This window comes from Actinotalea caeni, assembly GCF_009733795.1.
GTDB classification, from domain to species: Bacteria; Actinomycetota; Actinomycetes; order Actinomycetales; family Beutenbergiaceae; genus Pseudactinotalea; species Pseudactinotalea caeni.
This window is the reverse complement of record NZ_WNXX01000011.1, coordinates 67,918-82,807: the sequence shown is the minus strand read 5'-3', so window position 1 is coordinate 82,807 and position 14,890 is coordinate 67,918. Positions and strand designations below refer to the sequence as shown.

The 14,890-nt window shown below is 73.7% G+C and carries 14 protein-coding genes; 12 read left to right on the top strand and 2 right to left on the bottom strand.

Annotated elements, in window-relative coordinates:
- Positions 1–16 precede the first annotated feature (16 nt).
- Entirely contained in the window at positions 17–805 is a 789-nt protein-coding gene (locus tag GPA02_RS11240; protein ID WP_156200057.1) for a deoxyribonuclease IV, read from the top strand.
- A 669-nt stretch (positions 806–1,474) separates the two neighbouring features.
- Here the strand turns inward: GPA02_RS11240 and GPA02_RS11235 are convergent.
- Complete coding sequence (locus GPA02_RS11235; protein WP_204986584.1) at positions 1,475–2,812, bottom strand: ABC transporter substrate-binding protein; 1,338 nt, start codon at positions 2,810–2,812, stop codon at positions 1,475–1,477.
- Positions 2,813–2,940: 128 nt separating this feature from the next.
- On the opposite strand from GPA02_RS11235, the gene GPA02_RS11230 reads away from it, so the two are divergent.
- The 10 genes from GPA02_RS11230 to GPA02_RS11185 all read left to right on the top strand — a co-directional run bounded on the left by GPA02_RS11230 (position 2,941) and on the right by GPA02_RS11185 (position 13,370).
- Entirely contained in the window at positions 2,941–4,743 is a 1,803-nt protein-coding gene (locus GPA02_RS11230) for a gamma-glutamyltransferase family protein (RefSeq protein ID WP_156200054.1), read from the top strand.
- A gap of 3 nt (positions 4,744–4,746) precedes the next feature.
- Entirely contained in the window at positions 4,747–5,724 is a 978-nt protein-coding gene (locus GPA02_RS11225; RefSeq protein ID WP_156200052.1) for a LacI family DNA-binding transcriptional regulator, read from the top strand.
- 112 nt (positions 5,725–5,836) lie between these two features.
- The gene (locus tag GPA02_RS11220; protein WP_156200050.1) at positions 5,837–6,520 is read left to right on the top strand and encodes a histidine phosphatase family protein; all 684 of its coding nucleotides are present in this window, start codon (positions 5,837–5,839) and stop codon (positions 6,518–6,520) included.
- An 87-nt stretch (positions 6,521–6,607) separates the two neighbouring features.
- Positions 6,608–7,690, top strand: a complete 1,083-nt coding sequence (locus GPA02_RS11215; RefSeq protein ID WP_156200048.1) for a LacI family DNA-binding transcriptional regulator — start codon at positions 6,608–6,610, stop codon at positions 7,688–7,690.
- A 111-nt stretch (positions 7,691–7,801) separates the two neighbouring features.
- A complete protein-coding gene (locus GPA02_RS11210; RefSeq protein ID WP_156200046.1) occupies positions 7,802–9,031 on the top strand; it encodes a sugar ABC transporter substrate-binding protein in 1,230 nt (409 codons plus the stop codon).
- Positions 9,024–9,992, top strand: a complete 969-nt coding sequence (locus GPA02_RS11205) for a carbohydrate ABC transporter permease (protein WP_156200044.1) — start codon at positions 9,024–9,026, stop codon at positions 9,990–9,992. The genes GPA02_RS11210 and GPA02_RS11205 overlap by 8 nt, the downstream gene beginning before the upstream one ends.
- A gap of 11 nt (positions 9,993–10,003) precedes the next feature.
- Positions 10,004–10,879 (top strand): carbohydrate ABC transporter permease, encoded by an 876-nt coding sequence (locus tag GPA02_RS11200; protein WP_156200042.1) that lies wholly within the window; start codon positions 10,004–10,006, stop codon positions 10,877–10,879.
- A 31-nt stretch (positions 10,880–10,910) separates the two neighbouring features.
- On the top strand, positions 10,911–11,732 hold the full coding sequence (locus tag GPA02_RS11195) for a ThuA domain-containing protein (RefSeq protein ID WP_156200040.1): 822 nt from the start codon (positions 10,911–10,913) through the stop codon (positions 11,730–11,732).
- Positions 11,729–12,838, top strand: coding sequence for a Gfo/Idh/MocA family protein (locus GPA02_RS11190; RefSeq protein ID WP_240134005.1), 1,110 nt, complete (start codon positions 11,729–11,731; stop codon positions 12,836–12,838). The genes GPA02_RS11195 and GPA02_RS11190 overlap by 4 nt, the downstream gene beginning before the upstream one ends.
- A 67-nt stretch (positions 12,839–12,905) precedes the next feature.
- On the top strand, positions 12,906–13,370 hold the full coding sequence (locus tag GPA02_RS11185) for a hypothetical protein (RefSeq protein WP_156200037.1): 465 nt from the start codon (positions 12,906–12,908) through the stop codon (positions 13,368–13,370).
- A gap of 9 nt (positions 13,371–13,379) precedes the next feature.
- Here GPA02_RS11185 and GPA02_RS11180 read toward each other — a convergent pair whose 3' ends face one another.
- Positions 13,380–13,904, bottom strand: coding sequence for a GNAT family N-acetyltransferase (locus GPA02_RS11180; protein WP_156200036.1), 525 nt, complete (start codon positions 13,902–13,904; stop codon positions 13,380–13,382).
- Positions 13,905–14,018: 114 nt separating this feature from the next.
- Between GPA02_RS11180 and GPA02_RS11175 the strand changes: the two genes are divergently transcribed.
- Positions 14,019–14,879, top strand: a complete 861-nt coding sequence (locus GPA02_RS11175) for a DUF72 domain-containing protein (protein ID WP_156200034.1) — start codon at positions 14,019–14,021, stop codon at positions 14,877–14,879.
- The last annotated feature ends 11 nt before the right edge of the window (positions 14,880–14,890 follow it).

Sequence of the window (14,890 nt, the reverse complement as noted above, 5' to 3'; positions counted from 1 at the left end):
CCGTAGCCTGGCCCGCATGCGGATCGGATCTCACGTCGCCCAGGAAGACCCCCTCGCGGGAGCGCAGGCGCGCGGCGCCGACGTCGTGCAGATCTTCCTCGGCGAGCCCCAGGCCTGGAAGGACCCGGAGGTGCGCTACCCCGGGGGAGCGCAGGCGCTGCGGGAGGCCGCTGCGGCGGCGGACCTGCCGATCGTCGTGCACGCGCCGTACCGGATCAACGTGGCCAGCACGAACAACCGGATCCGCATCCCCAGCCGCACCCTGCTGCAGAAGCAGGTGAACGCCGCCGCGGAGATCGGCGCGATCGGGATCGTCGTGCACGGCGGGCACGTGCAGGCCGGTGACGACCCCGAGGTCGGGTTCGACAACTGGCGCAAGTGCATCGAGCGCCTCGAGCGGCCGGTGCCGGTGCTCATCGAGAACACCGCCGGTGGCGACAACGCGATGGCCCGCGGCGTCGACCGGATCGCCCGGCTGTGGGAGGCCGTGCGGGCCGGCGGCGGCGACGACGTCGGCTTCTGCCTCGACACCTGCCACGCGTGGGCCAGCGGCGAGACCCTCGTCGGTCTCGCCGACCGCGTCCGGGCCGCGACCGGGCGCATCGACCTCGTGCACGTCAACGACAGCCGCGACGCGTTCGACTCCGGTGCCGACCGGCACGCCAACCTCGGTCAGGGCCACATCCCCGCCGACGACCTCCTCGCGGTGGTCCGCGACGCCGGTGCCCCGGCCGTCGTCGAGACCCCGGGCGCCGAGGTCGAGCAGGGGGCCGACATCGCGTGGCTGCGGGAGCGGCTCGGCTGACTCAGGACCCGGCGAGCAGCTCGGCGGCCTCCCGCCTCGCCGCGGCGACCGCCGCGGTCGGCGCCGGCTCCAGGCCCTTGGTCGGGAGCTCGACCAGGTAGGCGAGCACGGCCTGTGCGACCAGGTCCGCCGCCCGGCGAACTCGTACAACCGCGCCCAACTCGTACGGTGCACCGTACGAGGTCGGTACGAGGCTACGAGTTGGTCACCGTGGGTAGCGGCGAGGGCGACCGTGCGGGCCGGGCGCCGGCGCGGGGCGCCGGTCGGGGGTCGGCGGCGCTTGCGCAGCCCGGGCCCGGCGAACTCGTACAGCGGCGCCCACCTCGTACGGTGCACTGTACGAGCTCGGTACGGGGCTACGAGTTCGTCGGCGTGGGTGGTGGCGAGGGCGGGCGTGCGGGCGGGGGGCGCTGGCCCGGGGATGCGCCGGCCGGGCGCGCCGGCCCGGGATGGGGCACCAGGGCTCCGGAAACCGGTCAAGCCCCGGCGCCGCCGCAGCCGCGTCTGGCGAACTCGTACAACCGCGCCCAGCTCGTACGGTGCACCGTACGAGCTCGGTACGGCGCTACGAGTTCGCGGCCTCGTCGGATCCACGGCGGATCCAGGCCGGGTCAGGCCGGATCCAGGCCAGGCCGCGCCCGGGCTGTGCAGGCCCGGGCGCGGGCCTCGCTACTCGGCGATCGCCTCGTTGGCGGCGTCCTGCGCCTGCGCGAGGGCGTCGGCGACGGGGATGAGGCCGGCGAACATGTCGGGGAAGTAGCCGCCGAGGGCCTCGAGACCGGCGTTGGAGTTCGGGCCGAGCGGTGCGGAGACCGACGGGCCGGCGGCCTGCTCGAGGAACGGCGTGGTGTCGACGCCCTGCTCGTTCCAGTAGTCGGTGAACGTCTGCTGCGCCTCGACGGCGGCCGGGAACGCGGCGCCGCTCTCGGCGAGGAACGACTGGGCCTCCGCCGAGCCGATCCAGCGCAGCACCTCGGCGACCTCGTCGGGGTGCTCGGTGTCGGCGTTGCCGAGCGCGGCGACCGCGTGCACGACGCCGATGCGGCCCTCGGGCCCGGCGATCATCGGCGCGACGCCCCACTCGAAGCTGTCGCCGATGTCGGCGGTGAACGGTAGCGAGTACTGGCCGGTCTGGAACAGCGCCAGCTTGCCCTGCACGAACAGCTCGCGCGACAGGTCGCCGTTGGCGTTGGTGTCCGCCGCAGGCGGCGCGACGTGGTGGGTGTTGATGAGGTCGACGAGGTAGGTGAACGCCTCCACGCCCTCGGGGCTGCTGAACGCGTAGCTGTCGCCGTCCTGGAACACCCCGCCGTTCTGCGCGAGGAAGTCCAGCCAGATCGCCTGCAGGTCGTTCTGGGCGTTGAAGCCCCACACCGCGACGTCGTCGGGGTCGAAGCCCTCCTCGGCCGCCGTGACGCCCGCGGAGTCGGTCGTCAGCTGCTGCAGCGCCGGCAGCAGCGTGTCCTCGTCGGGGTTGGGGCTCCACGCGAGCGTCGTCGGGTCGATGCCGGCCTCGTCGAGCAGCGTCTTGTTGTAGAGCAGCGCGATCGAGTCGCTCAGCTGCGGCACGCCCCACAGCGACCCGTTGCGCTCGTAGAGCTCGACGGCGGCCGGGTTCCACTCGTCGTGGTCCTCGCCCAGCACCTCGGTGATGTCGAGGAGGTTGCCCGCGTCGGCGTAGCGGCCGAAGTTGGAGGTGTTGGTCCAGAAGATGTCGGCCATCTCGCCGGCCTGCAGGTCCAGCGGCAGCTGCTCCCAGTAGTTCGCCCAGGGCACCTGCTCGATCTCGACGCGGATCTCCGGGTGCTGCTCGGTGAACGCGGCGAACGACTCCTCGTACGCGGCGGCCGCGGCTTCGTCCCAGAGCCGGAAGGTCACGGTCGTGACGCCCTCGTCGTCGGTGCCGCCACCGCCACCGCCGCTGCTGCCCGGGGAGCACGCGGTCAGCGCGAGTGCTCCGGCGACGGCGACGATCGGTGCGAGACGGCGTCCGCGACGTGTGCTCATGATCTGCATCCCCTTCGGGTGGCCCTGTGCCGTGGTCAACGGTAGTCGCGGCCGCGCACGCCGTCGTGCCGGGGGCCGGGGTCGTCTCACATCGTCGACGGCGTCGGCGGATCGGGGAGACTGGGCCGATGACGTTCACGACCCGTCCGGAGCTGACCGGCACGTTCGGCATGGTCGCCTCGACGCACTGGCTCGCCTCCGCCGCAGGCATGGCGGTGCTGGAGGCCGGCGGCAACGCCTACGACGCCGCGGTCGCCACCGGGCTCGTGCTGCACGTCGTCGAGCCGCACCTCAACGGGGTCGCGGGCGAGGTCCCGGTGATCGCCCACGACGCGGCGTCGGGACGCAGCTTCGTCATGTGCGGCCAGGGCGTGGCGCCGCAGGCCGCGACGATCGAGGCGCTCGAGCAGCGCGGGATCACCGAGATCCCCGGCGCCGGGCTCCTCGCCGCGACCGTGCCCGGCTCGTGGGGCGCCTGGATGCACCTGCTCGGCCGCTACGGCACGCTCGAGCTGCGCGACGTCGCCCGGTACGCGATCGGCTACGCCCGGGACGGCTACCCGCTGCTGCCGACGGCGGCCGCCACGATCCGCACCCTCGAGCCCACCTTCCGCGAGCACTGGCACGGTTCCGCGGCGCTCTACCTGCCCGACGGCGACGCGCCCGCACCCGGCACGCGGTTCCGCAACCCCGCGCTCGCCGACACGCTCGAGCGGCTGGTCGCCGAGGGTGAGGCCGCCGGCGGCAGCCGCGAGAACCGGATCGAGGCCGCGCGTCGCGCCTTCTACTCCGGGTTCGTCGCGGAGGCGATCGAGGAGCACGTGCGCACCCCCCACTGGGACGGCGGGTCCGAGCCGCACGCCGGGCTGCTCACCGCCGCCGACCTCGACGCCTGGGCGGTCACCGAGGAGGAGCCCGCCGCCGTCGAGGTGCTCGGGCACCGAGTGCTCAAGACCGCCGCATGGGGCCAGGGCCCGGTGCTGCTGCAGCAGCTGCAGATGCTCGAGGCGCTCGGCGCGCACGAGCTCGACCCCGGCTCCGGCGACCTCGTGCACACGGTCGTCGAGGTCGCGAAGCTCGCGCTCGCCGATCGCGAGGCCTGGTACGGCGACGCCGGCACCGAGGACGCCGCGGCGCTGCTGCGCGACCTGCTCGACCCCGGCTACGCGGCCGAGCGCGCGCGGCTGGTCGGCGCGACCGCCGACGCGACGCTGCGGCCCGGTGCGCCGGGTGGCCGGGCACCGCGCCTGCCCGTCGCCGCCGCGCAGGCGATGGCCGACGGCGGTGCGTGGCCCGACGGCCTCGCCACCCCGATCGCGGGCAGCCAGGGCGAGCCGACGGTGCCGCGCGGCGATACCTGCCACCTCGACGTCGTCGACCGCTGGGGCAACGTCGTCGCCGCGACCCCCAGCGGCGCGTGGCTGCAGAGCTCTCCGACGATCCCCGCGCTCGGGTTCGCGCTCGGCACCCGCGCGCAGATGTTCCGCCTCGAGCCTGGGCTGCCCGCCTCGCTCGTGCCGGGCACGCGCCCGCGCACGACGCTGAGCCCGGGCATGGTGATGCGAGCCGACGGCTCCGTGCTGGGGTTCGGCACGCCCGGCGGCGACCAGCAGGACCAGTGGACCGTGCCGTTCCTGCTGCACCACCTCGCCCACGGCGCCGACCTGCAGGCCTCGATCGATGCGCCGTCGTGGCACACGACGCACGCGCCCAGCTCGTTCGCGCCCCGCGTGGCCGAGGTGCTGGGGGTCCGGGCCGAGGAGCGACTGGGTGCGGAGGTGGTCGCGGACCTGCGCCGCCGCGGCCACGAGGTCACGGTCACCGGGTCGTGGTCGCTCGGCCGCATCAGCGCCGCCGGCACCCGCGCCGACGGCATGCTGCAGGCGGCGGCGAACCCGCGCGGCATGCAGGGCTACGCCGTCGGGCGGTGAGGGATGAGCGAGCCTGAGACGAGCGGCCCGCGGCGGGTGACCCGCGCCGACGTGGCTCGCCGCGCCGGCGTGAGCACCGCGGCGGTCAGCTACGTGCTCAACGGCTCGGCGAAGGTGTCCGAGGCCACCCGCGCCCGGGTGCTCGCCGCCGTCGCCGAGCTCGGGTACCGCCCGAACGCGGCCGCTCGCGCGCTCAAGCTCGGCAGCGCGGCCCAGCTCGGGCTCGTCGTGCCCGGGGTGCTCAACCGGTTCTTCGCCGAGCTCACCGACCTCGCCGAGCGGGCGGCCGCCACGCACGGCCTCGCCCTCGTCGTCACGAGCGCGCGCGACGGCGTCGGGCCGGCGATCGGCCGGCTCGCTTCCCGGCAGGTCGACGGCGTGCTGGTCGCCACCGGTGTCACCGCCGCCGACCTCGCCCCGCTGGCCGGCGCAGGCATCCCCGCGGCCGTCCTCGACCACGTCGTCGAGGGCGTGACGAGCATCGGGGTGGACCGCTACCAGGGGGCGCGCGACGCCGTCGAGCACCTGCTCGGGCACGGCCACCGCCGGGTGGGGTTCGTCGGGCCCGACGAGCCCGGGCGACGTCGGCAGGCCTGGACCGACGCCCTCGCCGCCGCAGGCGTGGCCGCCGAGCCGCTCGTCGCCGCGGAGTTCACGCGCGGCGAGGGCTACCGGGCCGGTCGCGCGCTCGCCGCGATGCCGGACCGACCGAGCGCGGTGTTCGTCACCTCCGACGACCAGGCGATCGGCGTGCTGCTGGCGCTGCACGAGGCCGGTGTGCGGGTGCCGGAGGACGTCGCGATCGCCTCCTTCGACGGGTCGCAGGAGAGCGCCTACTGCTGGCCGCCGCTGACGACGGCGGCACAGCCGTCGGAGGAGATGGTGCGCATCGCCGTCGACCGGCTGGTCGCGCGCGAGCCGGGCCAGCTCGAGCTGCCCGCGCGACTGGTCGTGCGGCGCAGCTGCGGCTGCACGCCCTGACGGGCGCGCCCGGTGGCGGCCGGCGGAACGGTTCGTGAACATCTCGCGCAGGACGGCCGCCGGGAGCGGCTGCCGGTGCTGCGGCGTCGGCGGCTCGGCCTAGGGTCGAGGCATGCGCCTGCTCCTCATCCGCCACGGTCAGACCCCGAGCAACGTCGGCGGGACCCTCGACACCGCGGCACCCGGACCGGGCCTGACGACCCTCGGGCACCGGCAGGCCGAGGCGGTGCCGGCGGCGCTGGCGGAGGAGGAGATCAGCGGCATCTACGTGTCCGGGCTGCTGCGCACCCACCTCACCGCGGCGCCGCTCGCGGACGCCCTCGGGATGACGCCGAGCCGGCACGGGGGGCTGGACGAGATCTCGGCCGGCGACATGGAGGGGCGCACCGACCCGGGCGCCGTGCTGGCCTACCAGGAGTGCGCGGTGCGCTGGGGCCACGGCGACCTCGACGTCCGGCTGCCGGGCGGCGAGGACGGGCACCGGTTCCGCCGCCGCTACGAGGCGGCGCTGCGCGACGTGCAGGCCACGCACGGCACCGACGCAACCGTCGCCGTGTTCAGCCACGCTGCCGCGATCCGCGTCTACGCCGCGCTCGCGGGCGACCTCGAGCCCGCCACGGTCGAGACGATGCGGCTGCCCAACACCGGCATGGTGGTGCTCACCGGTGACCTCGACAGCGGCTGGCAGGTCGCGACCTGGACCGAGCACCCGATCGGCGGTGCTCACCTCACCGGCGACCTCGACCACGACGTGACCGCCGACCCGGACGCGGCTCCTCAGGGCGCGACGGTCTGAGCCCCAATCCGACCGCCGCCCTCGCGGGCAGGTCCGCGAGCAGCCGGGGGTTGCCGGTCGAGGCCGGGTGGTCTACCGTCAGCGTCGATGCGCATCGACGACGATCGTCTCTCCGGGTCCTCGGGACCCGGAGCCGCCCGTGGCGCGACGGGTCGCACCCGTCGCATCGCTCCCACGAGCAAGGACGTCGCGCGCGTCGCCGGGGTGTCGCAGAGCACCGTCTCGTACGTGATGAGCGGCAAGCGGCCGATCTCGGAGCGGACGCGTCGGCTCGTGCTCGACGCGATCGAGGAGCTCACCTACGAGCCGCACGCGGGGGCGCGAGCGCTTGCGGGCCGGCGGACGAACGTCATCGGTCTCATGGTGCCGTTCCACACCGCGGACGCAGCGAGCGGGCTGATGGCGTTCGCCGAGGAGATCGCCGTCGTCGCCCGCGCCCACGACCACGACGTCCTCATGCTGACGGCCGCGGAGGGGCCATCGGGTCTTGCTCGCGTGGAGCGCCGCGCGATGTGCGACGCGGTCATCGCGATGGAGATCGCCACCGAGGACCCCCGCGCCGAGCTCGCCCGTGAGCTCACGATGCCGGTGATCCTCATCGGGGTCCCGGCCAGGCACGAGGGATTGCACTGCGTCGACTTCGACTTCGAGAGCGCCGCTCAGCTCCTCGTCGACGAGCTCGCCGACGCCGGGTGCCGGGAGGTCGCCGTGCTCGGTTGGGCGCAGGAGCGGGCCGCCCTCGGCATCAACTACATCCCTCGGTTCCGGGAGCGAGCCGCGGCGCGCGCCGCGGAGCGGGGCGTGCGTCTGCGCTGGGTCAGCACCAGCCACGACCGCGCCGGTGTCGAGACCTATCTCGACGCCGTGCTCGGTGCAGGTGAGCCCCCGGGCCTGCTGGCGCTGCACAGCCCGCACGACCTCGGTGCTGCGCTGCAGCAGCGCGGGCTCGTCCCCGGCCGCGACCTCGACCTGGTGTCCCTGTGCACCGACGACGACGCCGAGGTGCAACCCGTCCCGCCGACCGCGGTCTCGCCTCAGCCGCGCGACGTGTCGAGGCTGGCCATGACCTGGCTGCTCGAGCTGCTCGACAACGGCAACGACACCCCTGCCGAGCTCCGCCTCGTGGAGGCGCGCCTGACCCGGCGCGGTTCCGTCCGACGGCCCGGCTGACCGCCGGTCCGACGCACATATCCCCACACATCAACCGTCTGCATCGATACGTATCGACACCGATGTCGACACGTCCACGCCCGCACTCGTGGGTGGGAGAGGAGAAGACCGATGTCCAGGACGCACCGGTCGCGCACCGCCCTGGCGGCCGCGGCCCTCGGTCCGCTGCTGCTCGTCAGCGCCTGTGGCGGCAGCGGCGGCACCGACGACACCGACGGCGCAGTGACCGAGCTGCACGTCGTCGACTACTACAACAACGACCCGAACAAGAGCGTGTGGCAGGAGGTCCTCGAGGGCTGCGCCGACGAGGTCGGGGTCGCGCTGCGCCGGGAGACCGTGCCGGGCGGCGACCTGATCGCGAAGGTGCTGCAGATGAGCTCCTCGCGAACGCTGCCCGACGTGCTGATGCTCGACAACCCGGACGTCCAGCAGATCGCCGCCAGTGGTGCGCTCACCCCGCTCGACGAGTTCGGGCTCGACCCGGGCGGCATCAGTGAGGGGGTGCTGGCCGCGTCGATGTATGAGGGTCAGCTGTACGCGTTGCAGCCCGTCACCAACACGCTGGCGCTGTTCTACAACACCGAGATCCTCGCCGAGGCGGGTGTCGAGCCCCCGACGACGTGGGAGGAGCTGAAGCAGGCCGCGGCAGACCTCACCGAGGGTGACCGCTACGGGTTGGCGCTGTCGGCCATCAACACCTACGAGGGGACCTGGCAGTTCCTGCCGTTCATGTGGTCCAACGGCGGGGACGAGGTCGACATCGCCACGCCGGAGGTTGCGGAGGCGCTGCAGCTGTGGAAGGACCTGCTGGACGCCGGCTCGATGTCGCAGTCGGTCGTGACGTGGTCGCAGGGTGACGTCGCCGACCAGTTCGCGGCCGGGAACGCCGCGATGATGGTGAACGGGCCGTGGAACCTCGGCACGCTGGAGGCGGTCGACGGGCTCGAGTACGACATCGTCCCCATCCCCGCCCCGACATCCGGTGCAGACGTCGTCTCGCCGTTCGGCGGCGAGGGCTGGGTGATACCGCGGACGGGCGACGACGCCCGCACCGCCCTCGCGGCGGAGTTCGTCCAGTGCCTCACGGGCGAGGCGGCCGTGACCGCCGCCGCGGTGGGTACCCACACGGTGCCGACGGATCCGGCGCTGGCTCCCGCCGTCGTCGAGCAGGTGCCCCAGCTGGCTTCCTTCGCCGAGCAGGTGCCGAACCTGCGGGCGCGCACCGGGCAGCTCGGTCCCGACTGGCCCGGCCAGGCGACCGCGATCTACGAGGCCGTCCAGAACGCGCTCGTCGGCGGGATGACCCCGCAGGACGCGCTCGCGCAGGCACAGGATGGTTGACGGCGCGACCGCCCTCCCCGGTCGGTCGGTCCTCGGCGGGCGGGTCCCGTCGAGGGCCGGCCGGCCCCCGGGGCGGCATGCACTGCGACGTCGGGCCGTGCACCTGGCCTTCCTCGTGCCGGCGCTGCTGTACCTGCTGCTGTTCTTCGGCTATCCCGTGGTGAAGAACGTCGTCATGGCGTTCCAGGAGTACACGACGGCGACGTTCTACACCGGCGAGGCTCCCTGGGTCGGCTGGGCCAACTACGCCGCGGTGATCGACGACCCGGTCTTCAGCAGGGCACTGATGAACACCGGGCTGTTCACGGTCGGCTCGATCGCCGGGCAGTTCACCCTCGGACTGGCGATCGCCCTGTTCTTCCACAAGCGGTTCCCGCTGTCCGGCGTGCTGCGCTCACTGCTGCTGCTCCCGTGGTTGATCCCGATGATCGCGGCCTCGGCGGTGTGGCGGTGGATCCTGGACACCGACAACGGCGTGCTCAACCGGGCGCTGGGCCTGCTGCCGTTCGTCGACGGCCGGCCCGCCTGGCTGACATCGACGTCGCTCGCGCTTCTCGCCGTCGTCATCGTCAACATCTGGCTCGGGATCCCGTTCAACGCGACCATCCTCTACGGCGGGTTGCAGGAGATACCCGACGAGCTCTACGAGGCGGGGGCGCTCGACGGCGCGACCGGGGCGAGGGCCTTCTGGAGCATCACGATGCCGATGCTGCGTGGCGTCGTCACGGTCGTGCTGGTGCTGGGTGTCGTCTACACGCTGAAGGTGCTCGACGTCATCCTGGGCCTGACCAACGGCGGTCCGGCGAACGCGACCCAGACCGTGGCGACGCTGTCGTACCACCTGTCGTTCCGCGAGTTCGACTTCGGGATGGGGGCCGCTCTCGGCAACATCCTCATCCTGATCTCGCTCGTGTTCGCCGTCGCGTACCTGCGCCTCAACCGGCGCGCGGTCGACGAGTGAGAGGGGCTGCCATGGGTCACTCCGTCCCGATCCGCAGGCGGGGCGCGCCGACGCTCGGGTCGCGCCCGCGGGCCACCGGCTCGCGAGGTCTGCGGCACACCGTCATCGGTGTCGCGGTCATCGCCATCATGCTCTTCCCGCTGTACTGGATGGTCAACGTGTCGTTGCAGCCGGCGGGCAACGCAGCCGCCACCCCGTGGTTGCCGTTCGACCTGTCGTTGCGCGGCTACGAGATCGCGATCGCCGAGCAGGGCGGCAACCTCGTCACCAGCCTGGTCGTCAGCCTGGGCGCAGTGGTGCTGAGCCTGCTGATCGCGACGCCGGCGGCCTACGCGTTGGCACGGTTTCGCCTCGGCCGGTGGGTGTCGGTGATCCTGTTCGGGGTGCTGACCACCCAGATGGTGCCGGGCATCGTCGTCGCCAACGCGCTCTACAGCGCCTACAGCGACCTCGGCCTCCTCAACTCCTACGCCGGCTTGATCCTCGCCGACTCTGCGGCCGGCATCCCGTTCTCGATCATCCTCATGCGAGCGTTCATGACGAGCATCCCGGCCTCGATCGTCGAGGCGGCCTACGTCGACGGCGCCGGCCCGCTCCGTGCCTTCCTCGCGGTCGTGCTGCCCATCAGCAGGAACGCTCTCATCACCTCGGCGCTGTTCACGTTCCTGTTCGCGTGGGGAGACTTCCTGTTCGCGCTCACGCTGACCACGACCGAGAGCATGCGCCCGATCACGCTCGGCCTGTACAGCTACATCGGGGGCTTCATCAACGACTGGTCCCCGATCATGGCGACCGCCGTGCTGTCCTCGCTCCCGGCCATCGCGCTGCTCGTCGTCGCCCAGCGCTACGTTGCCGCAGGCGTCACCGGCGGCGCGGTCAAGGCCTGACCCCACCCACCACCACGAAGGAGAACAACCCATGTCCGACCAGATCCGCGTCCTCGTCTGGGGCGAGAACCGCCACGAGCAGCTCGAGCCCTCGGTGGCCGAGCGCTACCCGGACGGCATGCACGGCGCGATCGCGCAGGGCATCGAGGCGCACCTGGGTGACCGTGCCCGCGTGCGCACCACCACGCTGGACGAGCCCGAGCACGGGCTCACCGAGGAGGTGCTCGCCGACACCGACGTGCTGATCTGGTGGGGCCACGCCGCTCACGACGAGGTCGCCGACGAGGTGGTCGAGCGCGCGCGTCGGCACGTGCTGGCCGGCATGGGGCTGATCGTGCTGCACTCGGGCCACTGGTCGAAACTCTTCACCTCGCTCATGGGCACCACGTGCACGCTGCGCTGGCGCGCCGAGCACGACCGCGAGCTCGTGTGGACCGTGGACCCGACGCACCCGATCGCGCGCGGCATCCCGCACCCGATGATCATCGACGAGGACGAGATGTACGGGGAGTTCTTCGACATCCCCACGCCCGACGAGCTCGTCTTCATCTCCTCGTTCAGCGGCGGCGAGGTGTTCCGCTCCGGCTGCACCTTCCGGCGCGGGCACGGCAAGATCTTCTACTTCCGCCCGGGCGACCAGGAGTACCCCACGTACTTCCACGACGGCGTCCGCCGGGTGATCTCCAACGCCGTCGAGTGGGCGGTGACCGTGCGCCCGGAGCGCGCGGTGCCGACGCTGCTGCGCTACGAGACCGAGGACTTCTACCGCGGCCACGGCTACGAGGGCCCGCTGTCGGACGAGGCCGCGGCCGCCGCGGCCGGGCAGGGCTCCACGCCCGCGGGCGACGCGTGAGCGCCGACGGCCCGCTGCGACTCGTCCAGGTCGGCGCCGGCGCGATGGGCCGCGCCTGGCTCGCGACGATCGCCGCGAACCCCGACACCGAGCTCGTCGGACTGGTCGACCTCGACCTCGACCTGGCGGCCGCTGCGCTCGCCGAGGCACCCGAGGGGCTGGCGAGCGGCGACGTCGTGCTGGGGACCGACGTCGTCGAGGTGGCGCGCGCGGCCGGTGCGACCGCCGTCGTCGACGTCACGGTGCCCGCTGCCCACCACGCGGTGACGACGGCGGCGCTGCTCGCGGGTCTCGACGTGCTCGGCGAGAAGCCGGTCACCGACACGCTGCCGCAGGCGCTCTCGCTCGTCGCAGCGACGCAGCTGACCGGGCGCCGGTTCGTCGTCAGCCAGTCGCGCCGGTACGTGCACGGCGCCTTCCAGCTGCGCGCCGCGGCGCGCGCGCTGGGCGCCAAGGGCACCCTCGCCGTCGACTTCTTCAAGGCGCCGCACTTCGGCGGCTTCCGCGAGGCGATGCCGCAGCCGCTGCTCGTCGACATGGCGATCCACCAGCTCGACCTCGCCCGCTTCGTGCTCGACGCCGACCCCGTCACCGTCTACGCGGAGTCGTTCAACCCGCCGTGGAGCTGGTACGCGGGCCACGCCAACGCGGTGGCGACGTTCGAGATGAGCGACGGCTCGCGGTTCGTCTACTCCGGGTCCTGGTGCGCACCGGGCGCGGAGACCTCGTGGAACGGGCAGTGGCGGCTCTCGGCCGAGCGCGGCACGGCCACCTGGGACGGCGAGGGCGAGGCCGTGACCACCGCGGTCGAGCCGGTCGAGGTCGAGGCCGTCGAGGACCCGGGTCGCGAGCTCGCGGGCTCGCTGGCGGCGTTCGTCTCCGGGATGCGCGGTGCGCCGGTCATGTGCGAGGTCGCCGACAACGTGCACAGCCTCGCGATGGTCGAGGCGGCCGTGCGCTCGGCGGAGTCCGGGCAGCGGGTGCGGATCGCCGACCTGCTCGAGGAGGCGTGGGCGACCGCGCTCGCCGAGGAGCGCGACAACGAGGTGCGGGCCGTGCTCGCCGGGTGGCCGTCGGCGCGCGAGGGTCTCGCGCGCTCGCGCTAGGCAACGGTTGCGTCACGGCTGCCCCAAGGGTCGGGCGACGGCGCACCCGATCTGCCTACAGTGAGGCATGCGCAACCGCGGGGTGCTCGGACTGCTCGCGACGGTCGCGCTCGCAGCCGCCGCGCTCGGCGCGTGCCAGCCGACGCCGCCCGACGACGACCCGACGCCCGGCGAGGGCGTCACCACGCTCACCCCCGAGACCGAGGAGCCGACCACGGACCCCGAGACCGACCCCACGCCGTCCGGGCCCCTCGACGAGCGCGCCCAGGCCGCGGTCGAGGACCTCGCCGAGCGGCTGGGCGTCGACCCCGAGGCGATCGAGGTGGGGCCGCTCGAGGAGGTCACGTGGTCCGACGGCTCGATCGGCTGCCCGCAGCCCGGGCAGCACTACACGCAGGCGCTCGTGCCCGGCGCGCGCCTCGTGCTCACGGTCGACGGCGAGCCGTACGTCTACCACGGCAAGGGCGAGGAGCCGCTGTTCTACTGCGCGAGCCCGACCGAGCCCGCGCCGTCGGACGCCGCGACCGCCTGACCTCCGCCGTCAGTCGCGCAGCATGCGGCGCATGACGACGTTGCCCCAGGTGGGGCCGGAGACGAAGTCCTCCGGCAGCATGCGGAAGCCGCGGCGGGCGTAGAAGCGCTCGGCGCGCGTGTTGCCGTGGATCAGCCACAGGTACACCGGGCCGGGCAGCACCACCTCGGCCAGCAGCCGGTCCGCCAGCCCGGTGCCGTGGTGGTCGGGGTGCAGGTAGAGCCGGTCGAGCTGCTGGTCCGCCGGCACCGGCACGAAGCCCTCGGCGATCTCCCACGCCGCCGGCGCCCGGCCGGCCTTCGCGGCGCCGACGATCTCGCCGTCGACCTCCGCCTGGACGACGCGCTGCCGCCCGGTCGCGATCTCGGCGGCGAGCTCGACGGCGTCGGCCTCGACCTGCGCGAGCCGGTGCGTCCCGAAGTCCGGCGGCATCACGTCGCGGTAGGTCCGGGTCTGCTCGCGCGCGACGAACGCGCACCAGGCGTGCGCGTCCTCGGGGCCCGTGGGGCGGATCGTCGGGACGGGTGCGGCCACCCCGGCACGGTACCGAGCCGGCGCGGGTGCCGACGACGCGCGCCGCCCGACCCCCGCCCGGTACCTTGCGCGGCCAGGCGGCAGGGCCCAGCATCGGGAGCGGGAGGTGCCGGTGTGACCGACGTGCGGATCGGGGTCTCGGGGTGGCGGTACCCCGGCTGGCGCGGCACCTTCTACCCGCGCGGCCTGCCGCAGCGGCTCGAGCTGCCGTACCTGGCGGCCCGCATGCGCACGATCGAGGTCAACGGCTCGTTCTACTCGCTGCAGCGCCCGTCGAGCTGGCTGGCCTGGGCCGAGCAGGTGCCGGCCGACACCGTGATGGCGGTCAAGGGACCGCGGTTCGTCACCCACATGAAGCGGCTGCGCGACCCCGGGGCCGCGCTCGGCACCTTCTTCGCCAGCGGTCCGCTGCTGCTGGGCGACCGGCTCGGCCCGTTCCTGTGGCAGCTGCCGGCGCGCGACACGTTCGAGCCGGACCGGCTCGCGGCGTTCTTCGCGCAGCTGCCGCGCACCGAGGGCGACGCCGCGCGGCTGGCGCGGGCGGGCCGGCTCGACCCGCTCCTCAAGAACGGCCTCACGCCCTGGACCCGGGCGCGCCGCGCCGACCGCCCGCTGCGGCACGCGATCGAGGTGCGGCACCCGTCGTACCAGGACGAGGCCTTCCTCGCGCTGTGCCGCGAGCACCGGGTGGCCGTCGTGGTCTCCGACGGCGCCGGGCTGTGGCCGACGATCGACGCCGTCACGGCCGACCACGTCTACGTGCGGCTGCACGGCGGCGACGAGCTCTACACCAGCGGGTACCGGCCCGAGGAGATCGCGGCGTGGGCGCAGCGGATCCGGGACTGGGCGGCGCGCGACGACGTCGAGCAGGTGCTCGTCTACCTCGACAACGACGCGAAGGTGCACGCACCGGGCGACGCGATGGCGATCGCGGACGCCGTCGGGGTGGCGCGGCCGGACCCACCGGCGGTGTGAGGACGAGGGCA